The organism is Achromobacter sp. ACM05 (assembly GCF_019218915.1).
Classification (GTDB): domain Bacteria; phylum Pseudomonadota; class Gammaproteobacteria; order Burkholderiales; family Burkholderiaceae_B; genus Achromobacter; species Achromobacter animicus.
The window spans coordinates 1,379,874-1,400,766 of record NZ_JAHUWQ010000002.1 but is presented as its reverse complement, the minus strand read 5'-3'; the positions used below and the strand labels follow the sequence as shown (position 1 = coordinate 1,400,766).

General features: G+C 67.6%; 18 protein-coding genes. 9 read left to right on the top strand and 9 right to left on the bottom strand.

The window, feature by feature from the left end:
* Window positions 1-8 precede the first annotated feature (8 nt).
* Complete coding sequence (locus tag KW836_RS17300) at window positions 9-476, bottom strand: group III truncated hemoglobin (RefSeq protein WP_255595833.1); 468 nt, start codon at window positions 474-476, stop codon at window positions 9-11.
* 301 nt (window positions 477-777) lie between these two features.
* Here KW836_RS17300 and fes point away from each other — a divergent pair, with 301 nt between their 5' ends.
* From fes to KW836_RS17255, 9 genes are all read left to right on the top strand, one after another.
* A complete protein-coding gene (gene fes / locus KW836_RS17295; RefSeq protein WP_255595832.1) occupies window positions 778-2,256 on the top strand; it encodes an enterochelin esterase in 1,479 nt (492 codons plus the stop codon).
* 194 nt (window positions 2,257-2,450) lie between these two features.
* Window positions 2,451-3,917 (top strand): amidase, encoded by a 1,467-nt coding sequence (locus tag KW836_RS17290; protein ID WP_218344177.1) that lies wholly within the window; start codon window positions 2,451-2,453, stop codon window positions 3,915-3,917.
* A gap of 312 nt (window positions 3,918-4,229) precedes the next feature.
* Window positions 4,230-5,849, top strand: coding sequence for a methyl-accepting chemotaxis protein (locus KW836_RS17285; RefSeq protein ID WP_175121204.1), 1,620 nt, complete (start codon window positions 4,230-4,232; stop codon window positions 5,847-5,849).
* 8 nt (window positions 5,850-5,857) lie between these two features.
* Window positions 5,858-6,400 (top strand): chemotaxis protein CheW, encoded by a 543-nt coding sequence (locus tag KW836_RS17280; protein ID WP_175183726.1) that lies wholly within the window; start codon window positions 5,858-5,860, stop codon window positions 6,398-6,400.
* Window positions 6,397-7,692, top strand: a complete 1,296-nt coding sequence (locus KW836_RS17275; RefSeq protein ID WP_218344176.1) for a protein-glutamate O-methyltransferase CheR — start codon at window positions 6,397-6,399, stop codon at window positions 7,690-7,692. Before KW836_RS17280 ends, KW836_RS17275 begins: the two co-directional genes overlap by 4 nt.
* Window positions 7,685-8,347: a chemotaxis protein CheW gene (locus KW836_RS17270; protein WP_239212600.1), complete on the top strand. Its 663-nt coding sequence runs from the start codon at window positions 7,685-7,687 to the stop codon at window positions 8,345-8,347. The genes KW836_RS17275 and KW836_RS17270 overlap by 8 nt, the downstream gene beginning before the upstream one ends.
* Window positions 8,344-10,674 (top strand): hybrid sensor histidine kinase/response regulator, encoded by a 2,331-nt coding sequence (locus KW836_RS17265; RefSeq protein WP_218344174.1) that lies wholly within the window; start codon window positions 8,344-8,346, stop codon window positions 10,672-10,674. The genes KW836_RS17270 and KW836_RS17265 overlap by 4 nt, the downstream gene beginning before the upstream one ends.
* On the top strand, window positions 10,671-11,681 hold the full coding sequence (locus KW836_RS17260) for a chemotaxis response regulator protein-glutamate methylesterase (protein ID WP_218344173.1): 1,011 nt from the start codon (window positions 10,671-10,673) through the stop codon (window positions 11,679-11,681). Before KW836_RS17265 ends, KW836_RS17260 begins: the two co-directional genes overlap by 4 nt.
* Window positions 11,682-11,714: 33 nt before the next feature.
* The gene (locus KW836_RS17255) at window positions 11,715-12,728 is read left to right on the top strand and encodes a PleD family two-component system response regulator (protein ID WP_175136234.1); all 1,014 of its coding nucleotides are present in this window, start codon (window positions 11,715-11,717) and stop codon (window positions 12,726-12,728) included.
* Between the two features lie 24 nt (window positions 12,729-12,752).
* Here KW836_RS17255 and KW836_RS17250 read toward each other — a convergent pair whose 3' ends face one another.
* From KW836_RS17250 to KW836_RS17215, 8 genes are all read right to left on the bottom strand, one after another.
* A complete protein-coding gene (locus tag KW836_RS17250) occupies window positions 12,753-14,408 on the bottom strand; it encodes an iron ABC transporter permease (protein WP_218344172.1) in 1,656 nt (551 codons plus the stop codon).
* A 40-nt stretch (window positions 14,409-14,448) separates the two neighbouring features.
* Window positions 14,449-15,384, bottom strand: coding sequence for an ABC transporter substrate-binding protein (locus KW836_RS17245; protein WP_218344171.1), 936 nt, complete (start codon window positions 15,382-15,384; stop codon window positions 14,449-14,451).
* Window positions 15,385-15,426: 42 nt separating this feature from the next.
* The gene (locus KW836_RS17240; protein WP_218344170.1) at window positions 15,427-16,137 is read right to left on the bottom strand and encodes an ABC transporter ATP-binding protein; all 711 of its coding nucleotides are present in this window, start codon (window positions 16,135-16,137) and stop codon (window positions 15,427-15,429) included.
* Complete coding sequence (locus tag KW836_RS17235; protein WP_218344169.1) at window positions 16,134-17,252, bottom strand: porin; 1,119 nt, start codon at window positions 17,250-17,252, stop codon at window positions 16,134-16,136. The genes KW836_RS17240 and KW836_RS17235 overlap by 4 nt, the downstream gene beginning before the upstream one ends.
* Window positions 17,253-17,392: 140 nt before the next feature.
* Entirely contained in the window at window positions 17,393-18,052 is a 660-nt protein-coding gene (locus KW836_RS17230) for a GntR family transcriptional regulator (protein ID WP_175121215.1), read from the bottom strand.
* Between the two features lie 97 nt (window positions 18,053-18,149).
* Window positions 18,150-19,202, bottom strand: coding sequence for an NAD(P)-dependent oxidoreductase (locus KW836_RS17225; RefSeq protein WP_218344168.1), 1,053 nt, complete (start codon window positions 19,200-19,202; stop codon window positions 18,150-18,152).
* A 2-nt stretch (window positions 19,203-19,204) separates the two neighbouring features.
* Window positions 19,205-19,876, bottom strand: coding sequence for an RraA family protein (locus KW836_RS17220; RefSeq protein WP_056561950.1), 672 nt, complete (start codon window positions 19,874-19,876; stop codon window positions 19,205-19,207).
* A gap of 36 nt (window positions 19,877-19,912) precedes the next feature.
* Complete coding sequence (locus tag KW836_RS17215; RefSeq protein WP_175183700.1) at window positions 19,913-20,878, bottom strand: tripartite tricarboxylate transporter substrate binding protein; 966 nt, start codon at window positions 20,876-20,878, stop codon at window positions 19,913-19,915.
* Window positions 20,879-20,893: the final 15 nt, after the last annotated feature.

The following is a 20,893-nucleotide window of genomic DNA, read 5'->3' as shown; positions in this document are numbered from 1 at the left end:
GCGAGCCGCTAGGCGGGGCGCGCTTCGGGATGTGGTTCGGGATGCGCCGGCGAGCGGAGTTCGGTCAGCGGCTGGTTGGGATCGCGCGACAACTGATAGCCGTACCAGAGGCTGCGCGCCATGCGCTTGGCCATTTCCTGCGCGGCATCGGCCAGGGCGCGATTCGGCAGGGCGTCGGTGGTCTCGCCAAAGAGGACCAGCCAGCGTTCGAAAAGCTCGGCTTTCAGGTTGGGCATGGCCGCGTGTTTGGGCATGGGCATGCCGGTGAACCGCCGCGTGCCCAGGATAACGGCTGACCAGAAGTCCGAGAGCGTGGCCAGGTGTTCGTCCCAGTCGTGGACCATGCCGTTGAAGATGGGCCCGAGCGCTTCGTCGGCGCGCGCCTTGGCGTAGAAGGTATGGACCAGGTCCTGGATTTCGGCTTCGGTGCAGATGTCGGCGGTGGCGGTATCGCTGGCGATGTCGTGCGTGGTCAAGATGGTCTCCGGGCGGGGGGCAGGAGGCGATCTTAGGGCGAGGGTGGAAGCACGCGGGTTGATATGGCTCAAACGGCGCGGCGTAATTTATTCGGACGCGTGCTCGGACGGGACAGGAATTCGTTTTCGGCAATAATGATATCCATTCTTATTAAGGCGGATGGATATGCGACAGATGAACGGGCGGCGCAATGGCCTGACTTCGACGGCAATGGCCGTTGCGTTGAAAGCGGCATTAACGGCTGCGCTGGCTGCGACAGCGCCGGGCCTGGCGGTTGCACAGTCAGCGCAAGGCGCGGTCATGCCGCAGGGCCATGCCGACAAGCCGCTCCCCATGCAAAAGGGTGAATTCGTGGCGGGAACGTGGTCGGCGGACAGCGGCGTGACGCTGGATCTGCTGGACCCGCAAGGGCGCCATGTCCGCCGCCTGAGCGACCGCGAAAAGCCGGCCGGCGTGCTGATGCTGGTGGGGCCGGCCGATGGCGTCTATACCGTACGGGCGCAGGGGCAGGGTGCGTATGAATGGTCCGTGACCGAACGCCTGCCGCTGTCCGAACAGCATGCGCCGGCGCCCACGCTGGACAGCCCGCGCCTGGCCGCGCTGGCCCAGACGTTGTCGCAGGGCGGCACGACGGCCACGTTCTGGGAAGAGATGAAGCGGCAGGGCACGCCGCTGATCGAGCCGGCAAACGCCACGCACGACCGTGTGACCTTCTTGTGGCAGGGCGCGGAACGTAACGTGCGCCTCTTCGGCGGTCCGTCAACGGACCACGCGCAGCTGTCGCGGCTGGGCGATTCCGACGTCTGGTACGTGAGCTTCCTGGTGCCCAAGACGGCCCGCCTGTCTTACCGGCTGGCGCCCGATGTGCCGGAACTGCCGGGGACCGGCATGGCGCGGCGGCGCGCGATCCTCGCCACGGCGCAGGCCGACCCCAACAATCCCAAGGTCTATCCCGAACGCGGCATCGACGCGTTCCAGACCTATTCGGTGCTGGAGCTGGCGGACGCGCCGCCGCAGCCGTGGGTCGAGCCGCGCGCGGGCGTGCCCGCCGGCAGTGTCGAGGCGCTGGAACTGCGTAGCGACATCCTGGGCAATACGCGCACGATTCATCTGTACCGGCCGGCGGGCTGGAAGCCCGCTGGCCCGGACAACCACGTGCTGGTGCTGTTCGACGCGGGCGCCTATCTGGGGCGCGTGCCTACGCCCACCATCCTGGACAACATGATCGCGGCCGGCGTCATTCCCCCGACTGCGGCCGTGCTGATCGACAACCCCACCGCAGACTCGCGCGGCCGCGAGTTGCCGCCCAATCCGGATTTCGCCGACTTCCTGGCGCGCGAGCTCATGCCGTGGGCGCGCAAGCAGGGCATTGCAGCGCCCGCGGCACGCACGGTGATTGGCGGGTCAAGTTATGGTGGCCTGGCGTCGTCGTATGCGGCGTTGCGTCATCCCGAAGTCTTCGGCAATGTGCTGAGCCAGTCCGGCTCGTACTGGTGGTCGCCGCCCGGCGAGGAAGACCAGTGGCTGACGCGGCAATTCGTGGCGGTGCGCACGCTGCCGGTGCGGTTTTTCCTGGGCGCGGGCCTGTTTGAATCGGGGCGCGGCGGCCAGCCCGGCATCCTGGAGACCAACCGCCATCTGCGCGACGTGCTGCGAGCCAAGGGTTATCTCGTGACCCATCGCGAGGTGGCGGGTGGTCACGATTACCTGAGCTGGCGCGGGACCTTGTCGGACGGGTTGCTGGAATTGATCGGCAAGAACGGTCTGGCGCGGCAGTAGACGGGGCGCCGGGCGGCGCGGCATGTTTCCGTCGTCCCGCCAGTGTCCGCGGCGCGCGGCAGCCTTCATGCCCTGGGCGCGGCGTTGCCGATTTGCGTAGTATTGTCGCGATGCGCGCGGCTGGCCGCCGCGCTGCGCCCAATGACAATACGCGCCCGGCGGATCCGCGGCGCGCGCCAAGGAGACGAACGCCCATGCCTACCCCCGCCCCGCTCAATGACATCGTCGCTATGCCCGCGCACGCGCTGTCGAATGCCATCCGCAGCCGCCGGGTGTCCTGCCGTGAAGTGATGCAGGCGTACCTGGCGCATATCGACCGGGTCAATCCCAAGCTGAATGCCATCGTCGCGCGCCGCGATAGCGACGAGCTGCTGCGCGAGGCCGATGCGCGGGATGCGCAGTTGGCCGCGGGGCAGTGGCAGGGATGGCTGCACGGCATGCCGCAGGCCCCCAAGGACCTGACCGCCGTGCGGGGCATGGTCACGTCGATGGGGTCGCTGGTCTATAAGGACGTGGTGACGGCGCACGATTCGATTCTGGTCGAGCGCATGCGCGCCGCCGGCGCGATCTTCATCGGCCGCAGCAATGTGCCGGAATTTGGCCTGGGCTCGCACACCTACAACAAGGTCTATGGCGCCACCGGCAATCCGTATGACGTCACCAAGACGGCCGGCGGCAGCAGCGGCGGCGCGGCGGCGGCGCTGGCGGCGCGCATGCTGCCCGTGGCCGACGGCAGCGACTTCGGCGGCTCGTTGCGCAATCCCGCGGCGTTCTGCAACGTGTATGGGATGCGCCCGTCGGCCGGGCGTGTGCCGTCCGGTCCGTCGCCCGAAGTCTTCCTGAAGCAGCTTTCCTACGAAGGCCCCATGGGTCGCACGCCGCGCGACGTGGCCTTGCTGCTGTCGGTGATTGCCGGCCACGACAAGCGCGCGCCGCTGTCGCTGACGGACGATCCGGCGCAATACGCGCAGCCGCTGGATGCGGACTTGTCCGGCAAGCGCGTGGGCTGGCTGGGCGATTGGGGCGGCTACCTGGCGATGGAACCCGGCATCCTGGATCTCTGCGAAGCGGCCTTGAAGGATCTGGAGACCGCGGGCTGCCAGGTCGATGACTACCAGGTGCCTTTTGCGGGCGACCGGCTATGGCGTATCTGGCTGGCGCACCGCCACCTGATGGTGGGCGGGCAGTTCCATGCCCTGGTCAACAATCCCGAGACGCGCAAGCTGGTCAAGCCCGCGCTGATCTGGGAGGTCGAGGGACTGGAGGGCTTGACCGCCCGCCAGATCTATCAGGCGACCGAGGAACGCAGCGCGTGGTATCAGACGGTGCTGCGCATGTTTGAAGACGTCGACTTCCTGGCGGTGCCGTCAGCGCAGGTGTTTCCGTTCGACGTGAACCTGGATTGGCCCAAGGAGATCGCGGGTCGGCCGATGGATACGTATCACCGTTGGATGGAGACCGTCACGCCGTGGACGCTGGCCGGTTGCCCGGTCATCAGCGTGCCCGTGGGCTTTAACGCCGAAGGGCTGCCGATGGGCATGCAGCTTATCGGTCCGCCGCGCGGCGACCTTGCCGTGCTGCAACTGGCCCATGCGTACGAAAAGGCGCGTGATTGGGTGCAGGACAGGCCGCCGGTTGCGCTGTGGGAGGCTGCGGGCTGACCCGCCTGCCGCGTCTGTAAATTTCGCCGGCTGACCCGCCGGCCGCATCCAGAAGCATCGCCGGTTCAGCTGCCGGCGTACCCCCGCTAACAAAGGACGCTTGATTTTATGTAATAGAACTTTGCATTTTCCCGACAAGCTAGCCATGTTTTGCGTTTTCCTGCGTTTTTCATGGCTGTGATGCGGCACCTTTGTAATAATTGTCGAAATTTCCCACATTCGAGCAGGAATGCGCTGATTGCCGGCGGGGAAATACCCAGGGGCGTCCCGGCAGGGCGTCAACGAGTCGATACAGTACAAAGGTCTCCCGGTATGAAGAATGTGACGCTCCGCCAAAGAATCATGGCCAGTTTTCTGGCCATTCTTGCCATCATGACGTTGATGGTGGTGGTGGACTACCGGCGGCTTCTGGATGTCGAAGCGGAAGCGCAGATGATCAACACCGACGCCGTGCCCGGCATCTACTACAGCACGTCGATCCGGGCAGCATGGTTCGCCGGCTTCGTCGTCGTGCAGGACGCCTTCAATGCGCCGACCGAGGCCGAACGCCGCGCCGCGCTGGAAGCCCTGCCGCGCAACGACCAGCAGCTTGAAGAACACATCGACTTCTACCGGCGCACCATCGCCCGGCAGGACGACCAGCAGATGTTCGACGACTTCCAGAAGGAATTGCTGGAGTACAAGCGCATCCGCGCCGACATCCTGACGCCGGCCCTGCTGGCGGATCCGGCGCGGGCGCAGACGCGGATCCTGACCGAGTTGCGGCCGTCGTTTTATCGCGGGCGCGACATCCTGGCCAGGATGGTGATCGAAAACAAGAAGCAGGCGGATGATGCTGCGGTGAGCATCCAGAAATCCGTGGAGTCGGCCGAGACCGGAATGCTGGTGTCCCTGCTGATGGCGATTGCCGCGTCCATCGTGTGCGGCTACCTGCTGATGCGCGCCATTGCCAACCCCATGCACGACATCGTGAAGACGCTGGAAGCGACGGGCGGAGGCGACCTGACGCGGCGGCTGAAGCTGGCGCGCAACGACGAATTCAACGCCATCGAGACCGGCTTCAACGGCATGGTCGACGAGCTGACCGGCCTGGTCGGCCGGACGCAGCGCTCGGCCGTGCAGGTGGCCACGTCGGTGACCGAAATTGCCGCCACGTCCAAACAGCAGCAGGCCACCGCGTCGGAAGTCGCCGCCACCACCACCGAAATCGGTGCGACGTCGCGCGAGATCTCGGCGACCTCCCGCGAGCTGGTGCGCACCATGACCGAAGTCTCCAGCGCGGCTGAGCAGACCGCGACGCTGGCCGGCAGCGGTCAGGTGGGCCTGGCGCGCATGGAAGACACGATGCGCAACGTGGTGGGCGCGGCGGGCTCGGTCAACGCCAAGCTGGCGGTGCTGAATGAAAAGGCCGGCAATATCACTCAAGTCGTGACGACCATCACGAAGGTGGCCGATCAGACCAACCTCTTGTCGCTGAACGCGGCGATCGAGGCTGAGAAGGCGGGCGAGTACGGCCGCGGCTTCGTGGTGGTGGCCACCGAGATCCGCCGCCTTGCCGACCAGACCGCGGTGGCGACCTACGACATCGAGCAGATGGTGCGCGAGATCCAGTCGTCGGTGTCGGCCGGTGTCATGGGCATGGACAAGTTTTCCGAGGAAGTGCGCCGCGGCATGGCCGACATGCAGCAGGTGGGCGACCAGCTCTCGCAGATCATCCAGCAGGTGCAGACGCTGGCGCCGCGCGTGCAGATGGTCAACGAAGGCATGCAGGCGCAAGCCACCGGGGCCGAGCAGATTAACCAGGCCCTGCAGCAGCTCAGCGACGCGGCCCAGCAGACGGTGGAGTCGTTGCGGCAGTCCAGCCTTGCCATTGAAGAGCTGACACTGGTGGCCAACGACCTGCGCAGCGGCGTGTCGCGCTTCAAGGTGTGATCGCGTCCATGACTGCTCCTGCCGTCCGCGCCCGCGCCGCCGCGAGCCACGCCGGCTCCGCTCGCCGGCTGTACCTGCTTTTCAGAATTGGCGCGGATCGCTATGCGCTGGACGCCGGGGATATTGCCGAAGTGCTGGGGCTGCGCGTCTTCAAGCAGGTGCCGGGTGCGCCGCATTGGGTGGCGGGCTTGATGGAGCGCCGCGGCGTTGCCGTGCCGGTCATCGACATGAGCGCGCTGGCCGGCGCGGGCACGTTCGCCGCCGTCACCAGCACGCGCGTGGCGCTGGTGCGCTACCGGCCGGATCACACTGACGCCGAGCGGCTGCTTGGGCTGATCCTGGAACAGGCCACCGAAACCGTCCACTACGACCCGTCGGGGTTTCAGCCGCATGCGCTGGACAATGCCGAGGCGCGCTATCTCGGTCCGGTCCTGACCGACGCGCAAGGCATGGTGCAGGCCGTTTCGGTCAATGATCTGCTGCCCGCCTATGTGCGGGCGCTGCTGTTTCCGTCTGACGGCAATGCGTCGGCAGCCGAGGCGCAGCCATGAGCCTGGTCGAGGAATTCAGCGGGCTGCTCAAGCGCCGCATGGGACTGGACAGCGGCTCCATCGGCCAGGCGGCCGTCGAGCGCGCGGTGCGGCACCGGATGCATGCGGCCGGCGTGGACGATGAGCAGGACTATCTGATGCGCGTGCAGGCCTGGCCTGAAGAAATGCAGCAGTTGATCGAAGCCGTGATCGTGCCCGAGACCTGGTTCTTCCGGTATCCGGAATCGCAGGATGCGATGGCGGCGCTGGCACGCGAGCGGTTGTTCGCGCCTGGCTGTGAAGGGCGCATGTTGCGCGTGCTGAGCGTGCCGTGTTCCAGCGGCGAAGAACCGTATTCGATTGCCATGGCGCTGCTGGATGCGGGCGTTCCGCCGCATCGGTTTCATGTGGATGCCATCGACATCAGCGTGCGCATGGTGGAATTCGCCCAGCGCGCCGTGTACGGCCGCAATTCGTTTCGCGGAGGCGATCTGGCGTTCCGCGATCGCCATTTTTCAGAGGTGCCGGACGGCCATCAATTGGCTGCGCGCGTGCGCGGGCAGGTCCGGTTCCAGCCGGGCAACCTGTTTGATCCGAACCTGTTGGCGGGCGCTGCGCCGTATGACTTCGTGTTCTGCCGCAACCTGTTGATCTATTTCGACCTGGCGACGCAGGAACGGGCAGTGCAGGTGCTGCGCCGGTTTGCGCGCGATGACGGTGTGCTGTTCGTGGGACCGGCCGAGACCAGTCTTCTGACCGGCCGCCGCCTGCCTGCCGTGCCGCTCGCGCGGTCCTTTGCCTTCCGCGCCAAGCCTGCGCCAGCGCCGGCAGAGATGCCGGCTGCTGCGCGCGCGCCGCTGTCCGGCCAGGGTCCCATCGTTCACGCCTGGACGCCGCCGCGCCGCCCGGTCGCGCAGACGCCCGCGCCGCGGCTGCCGATGCCACATGCGGCGATTGCCGATACGCCATCCGCACCGCCCGCCGCCGCAACGGGGCAGGCCGCGCAGACGTCGCTGCGCGAGATCGCCGCGCTGGCCGATCTGGGCCGGGTGCGCGATGCGATGGCGAAATGCCAGGCGCACATCGATATCCACGGCGCCAGCGCCGACGCGCTGCATCTGCAAGGTCTGCTGCTGGATGCGGAAGGGCAGTCGCGGCAGGCGCAGGCCGCCTACCGCAAGGCGTTGTATCTGGACCCGAACCACCGCGAGGCGTTGCTGCATCTGGCCGCGCTGGTGGCGTCGGATGGCGATCACGAGAGCGCCCGCCGCCTGCAAGCGCGCGCGGCGCGCGGGGAGGCGCGACGTGACTGACGCGATCGAAGCCCTGTCCGGCGTGGACGACTGCTGGAACCGCATCGGGATACGCGGCGACAAAAGCTGCCCGCAGCTTGCCGAGCATGTGCATTGCCGCAACTGTCCGGTGTATGCCGCGGCGGCCAAGCGTATCCTGGACCGTCTGCCGCCCGCCATGGAAGCGGCCGACGAGGCCGCTCCGCCGCAGCATTCGGCCAATCTGTCCTCGCTGCTGGTGTTCCGGCTGCACCGCGAATGGATGGGCCTGCCGACCCGGTCGCTGGACGAGGTGGCCGGCACGCGCGGCATCATCAGCCTGCCGCACCGGCGCGATCCGGCGGTGCTGGGCGTGACCAACGTGCGCGGCACGTTGACGGTGTGCGTGTCGCTGCCGCGCCTGTTGGGCCTGGATGCCGCGGCGCCGCAGGCGCGGGAGCGTCCTGCCACCGCCCGCATGCTGATTTTCGGCGGCGCGGGCCGCGCCGTGGTGCTGCCCGTGGACGAAGTCGAAGGCATGCACGAAGTGGACCTGGAGGCGCTGGAGCCGCTGCCGTCGACGGTGCAGGGCGCAAGCCTGAAGTATTCGCGCGGCGTGGCGCGCTGCGGCGGCCGCGCCGTCGGCGTGCTGGACGAAACCCTGCTGATGCAGGCATTGGAACGGAGCCTCGCTTGAATCCCGATCAGATGCGCGACGCCTCGCTCCTCGAGCTGTTCCAGATCGAGACCCGCACCCAGGTGCAGGTCTTGAACGACGGGCTGCTTGCCCTGGAAAAGAACCCCACGTCCGCGCCGCACCTTGAAGCCTGCATGCGCGCCGCGCATTCGCTCAAGGGCGCGGCGCGCATCGTGGATCTGCATCCGGCCGTACGCATCGCGCACGCCATGGAAGACTGCCTGGTGGCCGCGCAGGAAGGCCGTCTGCTTTTGCAAGCCGCCGACATCGATGCCTTGCTGCTGGGCACCGACCTGCTGCAGCGTGTCGCAACGCCGGGCGTGGAACTGGACGCCGAGATCGGCGATCTGGTGGCGCGGCTGAGCAGCGCGCCCAATCTGCCCAACGCCTCCAAGGCGCCCAGCACGTCCGGCACGCCGCCAGCGCCGGGGCCGCGCGCGGGGCGGCCGTCGGACTACCTGCCGCCCATCGTGCGGATCGAAGACGAGCCTGCCGCCGCCGCGCCGGCTGCCGCCGCAAAGCCGACCGCACCCGCCACCGTGCCCTCGCGCCGCAGTTCGGACGGCAGCGTGGGCGAGGGCGAGCGGGTGCTGCGCGTGACCGCCGACACGCTGAACCGCCTGCTGGGCTTGTCCAGCGAGACCCTGGTCGAATCGCAATGGGTGGGGCCTTTCAGCACGGCCATGCTGCGGCTGCGGCGAATGCAGACGGGCGCGGCGCACGCGTTGGACGGCCTGCGGGCCGTGCTGGCCGATCAGCAACTGGACGCGCGCGGCCAGGCCGCACTGGACGACGCCCAGCGCATCCTTGAACAATGCCAGCGCGAGCTGACGCAGCGCGCCAGCGAAGTCGACGAATTCGGCTGGCGCATGAATCATCTGACGCGGCGCCTTTATGACACCGCGCTCGCCTGCCGCATGCGGCCCTTTGGCGACGGCGTGGGCGGCATGCCGCGCATGGTGCGCGATCTGGGGCGTTCGCTGGGCAAGCAGGTTCGCCTTGAAATCGAGGGCGAAAACACGCAGGTGGACCGGGACATCCTCGAAAAGCTGGATGCGCCGCTCATGCACCTGCTGCGCAACGCCGTGGATCACGGCATCGAGGCGCCCGACGTCCGCGAACGCGCGGGCAAGCCGGCCGAGGGCCTGATCACGCTGTCGGCGCGCCATTCGGCGGGCATGCTGCTGGTCGAACTGGCCGACGACGGCACCGGCATTTCGCTGGACCACCTGCGTGAAGAAGTCGTCGAACGCAAGCTCACCAATGCCGAGACCGCGTCGCGCCTGAGCGAAGCCGAGTTGCTGGAATTCCTGTTCCTGTCGGGTTTCAGCACGCGTGCCGAGGTGACCGAGATATCCGGGCGCGGCGTTGGGCTGGACGTGGTCCAGACGATGGTGCGCCAGTTGCGCGGCGCAGTACGGGTCTACCAGCAGCAGGGGCGGGGCACGCGATTTGTCCTGGAGATGCCGCTGTCGCTGTCGGTGGTGCGCAGCCTGCTGGTCGAGGTGCAGAACGAGATCTACGCGTTTCCGCTGGCGTACGTCAGCCACGCGTTGCAAGTGGACGCCCAGGACATCGAGCAGCTGGAGGGCCAGCAGCATTTCCGGTTCCAGGACCGGCAGATCGGCCTGGTGTCGGCGCGCCAGATCCTGCGCGCCGGCGAGGCCGCGCCAGCCACGGATACCTTGTCCGTGGTGGTGGTGGGCGACCATGACCGGCTCTACGGCATTGCCGTGGACCGCTACGTGGGCGAGCGCACGCTGGTCGTGCAGCCGCTGGATCCCCGCCTGGGCAAGGTGCAGGACGTGATGGCGGGATCGCTCATGGATGACGGCACGCCGCTCCTGATCCTGGACGTCGAGGACATGCTGGTGTCCGTCCAGAAGCTGATCGAGGGCGGGCGGCTGTCGCGGGTCGACAGCGGGTCGGGCGCGGCGGCCACGCGCCGCCGCAAGCGCGTGCTGGTGGTGGATGATTCATTGACGGTTCGCGAGCTTGAGCGCAAGCTCCTGTTGAACCGCGGCTTCGATGTGGCGGTCGCCGTGGACGGCATGGATGGCTGGAACATGCTCCGCAGCGAGGACTTCGATCTGATCGTGACCGACGTCGACATGCCGCGTATGGACGGCATCGAGCTGGTGTCGCGGATCAAGGCGGATCCCAGGCTGCAGACCCTGCCCGTCATGGTGGTGTCGTACAAGGACCGGGAAGAGGACAGGCAGCGCGGGCTGGATGCTGGCGCGGACTACTATCTGGCCAAGGGCAGCTTCCATGATGATGCGCTGCTCGACGCCGTTGAAGACCTCATCGGGAAGGCACGGACGTGAGAATCGGGATCGTCAACGATATGCCCCTCGCCGTCGAAGTCCTGCGGCGAGTCATTACATTGGAACCCGGCCTGGAGGTCGCCTGGACGGCGTCCGACGGTCTGGAGGCCGTCCAGCAATGCGCCCGCGACCGTCCCGATGTCGTGCTGATGGATCTCATCATGCCCGTCATGGATGGCGTCGAGGCCACGCGCCGCATCATGGCCGAAACCCCCTGCGCAATCGTTGTGGTCACCTCCGACGTGGCGGGCCACACGTCGCGCGTTTTTGACGCCATGGGTCACGGGGCGTTGGATGCGGTGGACACGCCGGTGGTCGGCGCCGCCGACATGCGCACGGCGGCGGCGCCGCTGCTGCGCAAGATCCGCAACATCGGCTGGCTGATCGGCCGTTACGGCAATCGTGACGCATTGACGCCGGTCAGCAAGCCTGCGGCGCCCGCGAGCACGCGCCGGCTGCTCGCGGTGGGCGCGTCCGCCGGCGGCCCGGCGACGCTGGCCCAACTGCTGCGCGACATTCCCCTGGATTTTCCGGCCGGCATCGTGCTGGTGCAGCACGTGGACGCGTCGTTTGCGGCGGGCATGGCGGACTGGCTCAATGACCAGGTGCCGCTGCCGGTCAGGCTGGCGCGCGAAGGCGAACGGCCGTTGCCCGGCCAGATCCTGCTGGCGGGCACGGATGACCATCTGACTCTGCTCGAGGATGGTACCCTCCGGTACACGGATTGCCCCCGCGAAAGCCTGTATCGGCCCTCCATCGATGTCTTCTTTCATAGCGTCGCGCAGCACTGGCGCGGCGTCGCGGTCGGCGTGCTGCTGACCGGCATGGGCCAGGACGGCGCGCGCGGCCTGAAGGCGCTGCGCGAGCGTGGATGCCTGACCATCGCACAAGACCAGGCCACCAGCGCCGTCTATGGCATGCCGAAGGCGGCCGCGGCCATGCAGGCCGCGGTGGAAATCCGGCCGCTCGAACAAATCGCGTCCCGCGTCATTCAGGCTTTCGCCTGAGCCGCGGGACATCGTTAGCATCAAGGACTCACTATGCTCCCATCCCCCGACGACACGATCTCAGCGGATCTCAATTCGCATGGGGCGATGGTGTTGCTCGTCGACGACCAGGTCATGGTTGGAGAAGCGATCCGGCGCGCGCTCGTGCCCGAGGGCAACATCGATTTTCACTATTGCTCGGACCCTTACAAGGCCTTGAGCGTGGCGATCCAGACCCGGCCCACGGTCATCCTGCAGGATCTGGTGCTGCCCGGCGTGGACGGCCTGAGCCTGGTGCGCGAATACCGCGCCCATCCCGTCACGCGCGACATCCCCATCATTGTCTTGTCCACCAAGGAAGATCCCGCCATCAAGAGCGCAGCCTTCGCGGCGGGCGCCAACGACTACCTGGTCAAGCTGCCGGACTCCATCGAGCTGATCGCGCGCATCCGCTACCACTCGCGTTCGTACATGGCGCTGGTGCAGCGCGACGAAGCCTATCAGGCGCTTCGCCAGAGCCAGCAGCAACTGCTGGAAAGCAATATGGAGCTGCGCCGCCTGACCAATTCGGATGGCCTGACCGGTCTGGGCAACCGGCGTTACTTCGATGAATACCTGAATGCCGAATGGCAGCGCGCGGGACGGGACAGCCGCGAGATCAGCATGCTGATGATCGACGTGGACCACTTCAAGTCCTACAACGACACCTATGGCCACATTGCGGGCGACGAAGCGCTCAAGCGCGTGGCCAACACCATCTTCGCCAGTTGCGACCGTTCCACCGACCTGGCGGCGCGCTTTGGCGGCGAGGAGTTTGCGCTGGTGCTGCCGGGCACGCCGGGCGGCAGCGCGCGGCTGGCGGCCGAAAAGCTGCGCCGCGCCGTGGAAGCCATGCAGATTCCCCAGCGCGACGCGGGCTTTGGCCCGTGGCTGACGGTCAGCATCGGGCTGGCGACGGCGGTGCCGCAAGAGGGGCAGCCGTGCACCGAACTGATCCAGGCCGCTGACCGGGGCCTGTATGAAGCAAAGCGGCAGGGGCGCAACCGGGTGGTGCCCGGACAGCTCTGATGCGCGTGCCTGCCGCCCCGCCTGCTAGCGGGGTTGGCGGCGGCTGATGCCGGAAGCGCCCAGCATCAGCAACAGGCTGACGGCAACGGCCACCGTGGCCATCGCCATGCCTTCTCCCACTGATCCCTGCTCGAACTGCCGCCACACGAAGATCGACACGGTCTGCACGCCGGCCGGCGCCAGCAGCAGCGACGTCACCAGTTCCCGGGACGCCACCGCAAACACCATCAGCATCGACGCCGCCAGCCCGGGCAACACCAGCGGCAGGACGATGCGCCGCAGCGCGCGCGCTGCGCTGGCGCCATGGACCCGCGCCGCCGCTTCCAGGTTGGCGCCGATCTGCGCCAAGGCCGCGCCGACATACCGCACCGGGTAGGGCAGAAGCAGGCAGGTGTACGACAGCAGCAGGATGCCCCAGGTCCCGTAAGGCGTGGCCGGCCAGAACGGCTGGTTCCACGCCAGGATCAGGCCGACGCCGACCACCACGCCGGGCAATGCCGCGGGCAGCAGGGCCAGCGCGTCGATCAGCGCGGCCCCGCGTACGTGCCGCCCCGCGATGCACCACGCCGCCAGCAATCCCACCGCACCTGCCAGGAACGCCGTCCCGCTCGCCAGCGACAGGCTGGTCGACAAGGCGTCCCAGGCGTCGCCACGCGCATCGAACAGCGCGGCAAAGTTGGCCAGCGTCAGATTGCCGGCCGCGAGGCCGCCCGACACGTTGCGCGTCAGCGCGGCAGTCAGCATCGAGGCCAGGGGCGCCGCCACCGCAATCAACGCCACCGTGGCAAAACCCAGCAGCACGGGGGCGCGCCATGGGCCGAGTTCAACGCGCGCCAGCGGCGCAGGCTTGCCAGTTGTGGTTTCGAAACCTCGGCCCGCCAGCGCGGCGCGTTGGACGGCGTAGGCGGTCAGGGCCAGCGCCACCAGCACCAGCGACAGCAGCGATGCGCCGGGCAGGTCGATGGGCCAGTCGGCCAGCCGGCGTTCGATGGCGGTGGTCAGCACGGCAACGCCCGATTGCGAGCCGAGCGCCGCGGGTACGCCGTACTCCTCGATGGCGAGCGTGAACGCAAGCAGCAGGCTGGCGGCAATGGCAGGCAGCGCCAGCGGCAGCGTGACGCGCACGAAGGCGCGCCACGGACCCGCGCCGAATACGCGTGCCACGTCCGCCATCCGCGCGCCGGTGGCCGCCATGCTGCGCGAGACGGCGAAGTACACGACGGGAAAGATCGCCAGGCCCATGGCCAACGTCACGCCGGTCGGCGAAAACAGCAGCGGGCCAAGATTGAAGCCCGTCAGCTGTTCCAGATAGCCGCGCGGCTGCAGGGCCATCGTCCACGACAACGCGGCGATGTACGGCGGAAGCAGAAAGGGAACCAGGAACAGCAGGTCCCACATTCGCGCCAGCGGCACGCGGAACAGCCCGCGCAGGGCACCAAGCGGAATGCCGATGGCCGCGCTGACCGCCGCCACGCCAAGGCCCAGTTTCAGCGTGCCGCCGATCAGGCTGAGCGTGCCGGGACTGCCCAGCGTCGCAGGCCAGGCGCCGAACGGATCGCGTAGCGAACCTTCGCCCAGATGGGGAAAGACGGCTTGCAGCGCCACGAACGCCATGGGCAAGGCGACGAGCACCGCCAGGGCGGCCAGGGTGGCGGCCGCCAGGAGATAGATGCTTTTCATGGAGGGGATCGGATGCCGGGCAGGCCGGCATCCCGGCCTGTCAGTGTTGGCCGAAGACCCGGCCGAAGCGGGTCAGCACCTCGGCCCGGCTGGCGCCGGACTCGGTGGCGGTGTCGGGCAGCAGGGCCAGATCCTTGAACACGGGCCGCTTGGCGGCCACGTCCTGACGCGCGGGCATCAGCCAGGCATCTGCCACGGCGCGCTGGCCTTCTTCGGACAGCACGTAATCCACGAACTTGCGCGCCTCGTCGGCCTGGCGCGCGGTCTTCAGGATCATCATGGGACGCGGAGCGATAGCGGTGCCGCTGGACGGGAAGATGACCTTCACCGATTCGCCCTTGGCGACGCTGGCATACGACACGTAATCCACCGCGCCGAACACCGCCGCCTTGGCGCCTTGCAGCACTGGCGTCAACGCCTGGGCATTGGGGCCGGAGATGGTCATGCCGTTGTCGCGCAGCGTTTCGAACAGCCTCCACGCGGCCTCGCCCTGGGCGTTTTGCAGACCCAGCAGCAGGTCGAGCGACGCGCCTGACAGGGCCGGATCCGGCATGGTGACCAACTGCTTGAATTGGGGGGCGGTCAGATCTGACCAGTCGCGCGGTTCGGGCGTGCCGCTCTTCGTGTTCCAGACGATGCCCAGCGCCGAGATGCCTTGCGCGACATAGGTGGGCGCCTTGAAGCGCGCAGGCACCTGCGCGGCGTTCGGGCTTTCGTAGGCCATCAGCCAGCCGCGCTGGTCCAGGTCCTGGGCGGTGTCCCAGGAGGCCGAGATCAGCACGTCGGCGCGCGGGTTGGCCGCTTCGGCCTCCAGGCGCGCCATGACCTTGCCCGTGGTGGCCTGGAACACGTCCACCTTGATGCCGGTCTTGTCCTGGAAGCCGGCTGCCAGTTGCTTGATGAGGCCGCCCGGTCCGGCGGTGTAGACGGTCAGCGCCTTGGCCTGGCCCGAGGCCAATCCGATAGAAAGCGTCATGAAGAGCGTTGCGAGTAGTTGGGAAGAAGGTGCGAGTGACATTTAAGCAGAGTCCTTGTTGACCGGCACGAGTTCGGCGATGCGGCCGTTTTGCATGCGGGCGATCGTGTGCGCCAGCGCATGGGCTTCCTCGTGGTCGTGGGTGACGTAGACGGCGGTCGTGCCGATGCGGCGCAGCAGCGCGCCGATCTCGGCGCATAGCGTTTCGCGCAGCGTCCGGTCCAGGTTGGAGAGGGGTTCGTCGAACAGCAGCACGCGCGGGCGGGCGACAATGGCGCGCGCCAGCGCCACGCGCTGCTGCTGGCCGCCGGACAGGTCGGCAGGGCGGCGTTCGGCATGTTCATGCAGGCCGACCATGGCAAGGGCGTTGCGCACGAGCGCGGGACGCTCGCGGCGCGAGACGCCCCGCATTTCAAGCGGAAAGCCCACGTTGCTGGCCACGCTCATGTGCGGCCAGAGGGCGTAGTCCTGAAACACCATGCCCAGGCCCCGGCGCTCCGGCGGCTCGTGCTGGCCCGCGCCGCTGACCACCGCGCCGCCGAACCGGATGTCGCCGTGCTGCGGCCGCAAGAGGCCGGCCAGCGCCTTGAGCAGCGTGCTCTTGCCGCAGCCGGACGGCCCAAGCAGCGCCAGGACCGTGCCCGCAGGCACGTCCAGGTCCACGCCGTCCAGCACCGTATGGCCGTTGAACGCATGCCGCAGGCCGCGCACGGCGATGGCCGTGCCGCCGGCATAGGAGGCGGGCGCGTTCAAAACCGATGCCGCATGCCGAGGTTCAGGCCGAACTGGTTCTTGCCCGGTTCGACGTTGGCGCCATACTTGCCGCCGACCACGCTCAAGGACGATTTGTCGTCGTTGATGGCGTAAGCCGCCACCGCGTACAGCGTGGTGCGCTTGGACAGATCGTATTCATTGCCGAGCACGATCATGGTGGACTTCTGGCCCGTGCCGGCGGCCTGTACGGCGGGGCAGGCGGCATTGTTCATGTCGTCGCACACCGAGTCGTTCAGGTGGTAGACGGCAGCCGACAGGCGCATGTTGCCCTGCGGCTTGTAGCTGGCGCCCAGCCACGTCATGTTGTTCTTGTAGCTGCGCTGCGTCAGCTTCTGGTCCAGCCAGCGGTAGCCGGCGTAGACCTTGACGTCCTCGAAGTCGTACGACACGCCCGCGACCACGCGGTCTTCGCGGTTGCCGCTGTTGGCGCCCGTCTTGGGTTTGTCAGCGTTCTTCGAGTGATACAGCACCGCGGCGTCCAGGCCGCCCGACTTGTAGCGCAGACCGCCGCCCACCATGCGTCCTAGCTTGCTGTCATCGAACGACTGTTCATTGTTCCAGCCGAAGCTGTAGTAGCCGCCGACGGACACGGGGCCCAGCTTGCCGACATACATGACGGCGTTGTCGGTACGGTCCGAGAACGCGGCGTCAGGCCGCTTGATCGAGAAGTTGGCGTTGTCGAACGGGTTGTACTTGCTCATCCATTCGATCATCAGCGTGTTGTGGCGCCCCAGCGTCAGGCGGCCCCACGTGTTGCTGGAAAAGCCCACGTAGGCCTGGCGCCCGAACAGCCGTCCGCCTTGCAACGTGGTGCCGTTGCTGGAGTCAAAGCCGTTTTCAAGCACGAAGATGGCGGAAACGCCGTCGCCCAGGTCCTCGGAACCCTTCAGACCCCAACGCGAACCGTTCAGATTGCCTGCGCTCATGCCCGTCTTGCTGTTGCCGTCGGGACCGTTGCTGAGATACTGCAGGCCGGTGTCGATCAGGCCATAAAGCTGGACCGAGGTGGCGGTGGCGGCGAGCGCGGCGGGCGCTGCCAGGGAGAAAGCGGACAGGCAGGCGCCAGCCGCCGCAATGCGGAGTGTCGATTTCAAAATGAAAGTCCTCTTTGGGATTCAATCGGAGCCGACACTCTAGGGGCGTGTTGCTACACGTCGATGACACTGCCCCGATGCATTTGCCACTGCCTCGCGGGTGAGCCGCGGCAAATGGCCTTCGATGATCCCGCCGCAGGCTACCCGCCCGTCTTGCCGTCCTTGCGATGCGACCGGAACAGAAGATGGGTCGTCGCCAGATGAAAGCGCACTGCGATCTCGGCGCATTCGGGATCGCGCGCGCGGATGGCGGCGATGATCTGGCGATGGTGTTCTACGCTGCGCAGCATGTCGTCGCGGCCGTAGAAGTAGAACGAGCCGATGATGATCGGCATGTCCAGCAGGTTCTCGACCAGGGATCGCACCCGCGCGGACTGCGCGGCGTTGAGCAGGGCGTGGTGGAACAGGTTGTTGTAGTGCTGGACCTGGGCGACGTGGTCGGGCGCGCCGGAGTTGACGGCGTCCAGCATGCACTGGTTGATGCGGTCCAGTTCGTCGATCTGCTCGGGCGTGGCGCGCTCGGCGGCGGCCTTGGCGGAATAGGGTTCGAGCAGCATGCGCAGCTCGAAGGCCTCGTCGATGTCGCGGTCCTGCCAGCCCAGCACGACCGCGCCGCGCCGGCCTTCGCGGGTGACCAGGCCGTCCGCGATCAGGCGTTCGATCGCGTTGCGCACGGGCGTGCGGCTGACGGAAAGCTGCGCGGCGATGTGCTCCTCGCGCAGCGGTTCGCCGGGCAGGAACGATCCGGCCATCAGGCGGCGGCGCAACTCTCCGTATACGTAATCACTGGCGCTCGACATGACGCGGCTTGGCTCTTCTCGGATTTGGAAGCTGGGACTATAACAACGGTGCGCGGGACCATGGGCGCCGAGGCGTTGGCCGCCGCGCAGGCGGGTTCTACACCTTCACCCCGTGCTCCGCCAGACGCGCCAGAAAGCGCGGCCAGACCTCGGGATTGAGCAGACGCGCCGGCTTGCGCCCGGCGAGCATGTCCAGGATCTGCGTGGCCGAACCCTGCGCCACCTTGCGGCGGCCTTCGTGCGTGACGCCGCCCGTGTGAAAGGCGGCGGCCACGTCCGGCCGCTGCAACAGGCCGCTGCGCGGAGGCGGCGGTTCCACCTGCCAGACGTCCAGGCCAGCACCCGCAATATGACCAGATTCCAGCGCGGCGAGCAGGGCGTCTTCGTCATGGATGCCGCCGCGTGCGGTGGAGACGAAGAGCGCGCCACGCTTCATCCGGCGCAAGGCGGCGGCGTCGACCATCCCTCGCGTGTCGGTGTTCAGCGGGCAGTGCAGGCTGACGATGTCTGCCTGTTCCAGCAGCGCATCGAACGAGACGGGCGCGGCGCCGCGTTCGGCGATCTGCGCGTCCGTCAGCAGCGGATCATATGCAATGACCTTCAAACCGAAGCCCGTTGCGATCCGCGCCACCCTGCGTCCGATCTCGCCGATGCCCACGATGCCGATGATGCGGCCTTCGATCTCGTGACCCATCAGGGCTTCGCGGCTGACGGCGGTGCCCGCGCGCAGCGCGGCTTCCGATTCGCCCAGCCGCTTGACCAGCGACAGCAGCAGGGCGAAGGTCATTTCGGCGACCGACGCGGCATTGGCGCCTGCCTGGTTGACGACCGCCACGCCCGCGCGGGTGCACGCTGCCACATCCACCGTGTCGTAGCCCGCGCCGCCCGACGACACGCACAACAATTGCGGACACTGGGCCAGCAGGTCCGCCGACACTTGCCAGCGTGCCGGCACCTCGTCCTTGGCCGCACTGACGTGGTATGCATGCGCGCCGGCCAGGCCGGCCGCCGTCACCGCGTCGCCGCCGGCCGGCAGCACGCGCAGGTCCAGCGTGCCGTCCCGCGCAATGGTCTCGTCGAACACCGGATCGATCCACAGATCCAGACGCGCGACGCGCAACTGAGGCCTGCTGAGTGCCGCACCGCTCATGGCTAGACTCCCGTGCAACCCAACGCGCGCAGACGGGCGTCGACCCACGACGTATCCAGCGTGCCCGCGGCAATGTCCGCCAGCATCTTGGTTTCGACGTCGTGCTTTGCCGCTGCGGCCTCAAAAATGGCCTGCGCCTGATCGAACGGCACGGCAAGCAGCCCGTCGTCGTCTCCCAGGATCAGATCACCCGGGGCGATGGTCATGCCGTCCAGCGCGACCACGCAGTTGATCTCGCCAGGGCCGTCCTTGTACGGGCCGCGGTGCGTGACGCCGGCCGCATAGACGGGAAACGCGCTGCGGCGGATGGTGCCGCAGTCGCGGATGGCGCCGTTGATGATGATGCCCGCGATCCCGCGCGACTCGGCGTAGGTCGTCATGATCTCGCCGATGATCGCGTTGGTCAGATCGCCGCCGGCATCGACCACGATGACGTCGCCCGGTTGCGCCAGGCTCAGCGCCTTGTGCACCAGCAGGTTGTCGCCAGGACGCGTGCGCACGGTGAGCGCCGGGCCGGCCAGCGGCGTGCCGTCGTGCATGGGCCGCAGGCGCGCGCCGCCGGCCGTCATGCGCGACATGCAGTCGCTGACGTTGGCGACCGGCACCTGGCGGAATTTGTCGACCAGTTCCTTGCTGACCGCGCGTTGGCGGGCGTGGATTTCAAAACCTGTCATCACTGCTCCTGATAGCGGAATATCTACAAATCGGGTTCACTGCTTGGGAATGCCGGCTTCCTGCACGACCTTGCCGAAGGCGTCGTGGTCCGTGCGGTGGCGGCGCGCCAGGTCTTCGGGCGAGCCCTTCAGCACGCTGTAGCCGGCGTCTTCAAGCTTCTTGATCAGTTCGGGGTTGGACTGCACCTTCTGCAGCTCGCTGTTCAGCGCGGCGATCACGTCATCGGGCGTCTTGCCCGGGGCCATCAGGCCCCACCAGATCGACTGGTTGATGGTCGGAAAACCGCTTTCAGGAAAGGTCGGCACGTCGGGCAGGGCGGGCGAACGCTCGCTCGCGACGACGCCCAGCGCCCGCACCTTGCCGCCGCGGATCTGCGGCAGCAGCGACGCGACGGAGCCCACGTAAATGTCGATCCGGCCGCTGGCCAGGTCGGGGAACGCCTGGCTCCAGCCGCGGTACGGCACGTGCATCAGTTCCATGTTGGCGGCCTTGCGCCACAAGTAGCCGGTCAGGTCGCCCGTGCCGCCGATGCCGGGAATGCCGAGCGAAACCTGGTTGGGGCGCGCCTGCGCGGCCTTGACGACGTCGGCGATGGTCTTGAACGGCGAATCGGGCACCACGACGAAGACGCTGGGCGAAGACGCCACGGGGCCGACCGGCTTGAAGTCTTTGAAGGTGTCGTAGCTGAGCTTGCTGTAGAGCCAGGGGTTCAGCACGATGTTGTCGGTCTGCGCCATGACCAGCGTATGGCCGTCGGGTTGAGCGCGCGCCGTGGCGTCCAGCGCCAGGTTGCCGCCGGCGCCGGGCTTGTTCTCGACGACGATGTTCCAGCCGGCGTCCTGACTGATGGCGCTGCCGATCATGCGCGTCAGGGTGTCGGTGCCGCCGCCGGGGGGAAACGGCGAGATCAGGGTGATGGGGGACTTGCCCAGGTCGGCGCCATGCGCGGCGGCGCAGCCCAGCACGAGCGTTGCGGCCAGCAGTTTCTTGAACAGTTTCATTGTCTTCCTCACGAA

Bases quoted from the DNA above. Each gene is read 5' to 3' on its own strand.
- fes (WP_255595832.1), top strand. From the start codon at position 778: ATGCCGCAGGGCCATGCCGACAAGCCGCTCCCCATGCAAAAGGGTGAA.
- KW836_RS17290 (WP_218344177.1), top strand. From the start codon at position 2,451: ATGCCTACCCCCGCCCCGCTCAATGACATCGTCGCTATGCCCGCGCAC.
- KW836_RS17285 (WP_175121204.1), top strand. From the start codon at position 4,230: ATGAAGAATGTGACGCTCCGCCAAAGAATCATGGCCAGTTTTCTGGCC.
- KW836_RS17280 (WP_175183726.1), top strand. From the start codon at position 5,858: ATGACTGCTCCTGCCGTCCGCGCCCGCGCCGCCGCGAGCCACGCCGGC.
- KW836_RS17275 (WP_218344176.1), top strand. From the start codon at position 6,397: ATGAGCCTGGTCGAGGAATTCAGCGGGCTGCTCAAGCGCCGCATGGGA.
- KW836_RS17255 (WP_175136234.1), top strand. From the start codon at position 11,715: ATGCTCCCATCCCCCGACGACACGATCTCAGCGGATCTCAATTCGCAT.
- KW836_RS17250 (WP_218344172.1), bottom strand. From the start codon at position 14,408: ATGAAAAGCATCTATCTCCTGGCGGCCGCCACCCTGGCCGCCCTGGCG.
- KW836_RS17245 (WP_218344171.1), bottom strand. From the start codon at position 15,384: ATGACGCTTTCTATCGGATTGGCCTCGGGCCAGGCCAAGGCGCTGACC.
- KW836_RS17230 (WP_175121215.1), bottom strand. From the start codon at position 18,052: ATGTCGAGCGCCAGTGATTACGTATACGGAGAGTTGCGCCGCCGCCTG.
- KW836_RS17225 (WP_218344168.1), bottom strand. From the start codon at position 19,202: ATGAGCGGTGCGGCACTCAGCAGGCCTCAGTTGCGCGTCGCGCGTCTG.
- KW836_RS17220 (WP_056561950.1), bottom strand. From the start codon at position 19,876: ATGACAGGTTTTGAAATCCACGCCCGCCAACGCGCGGTCAGCAAGGAA.
- KW836_RS17215 (WP_175183700.1), bottom strand. From the start codon at position 20,878: ATGAAACTGTTCAAGAAACTGCTGGCCGCAACGCTCGTGCTGGGCTGC.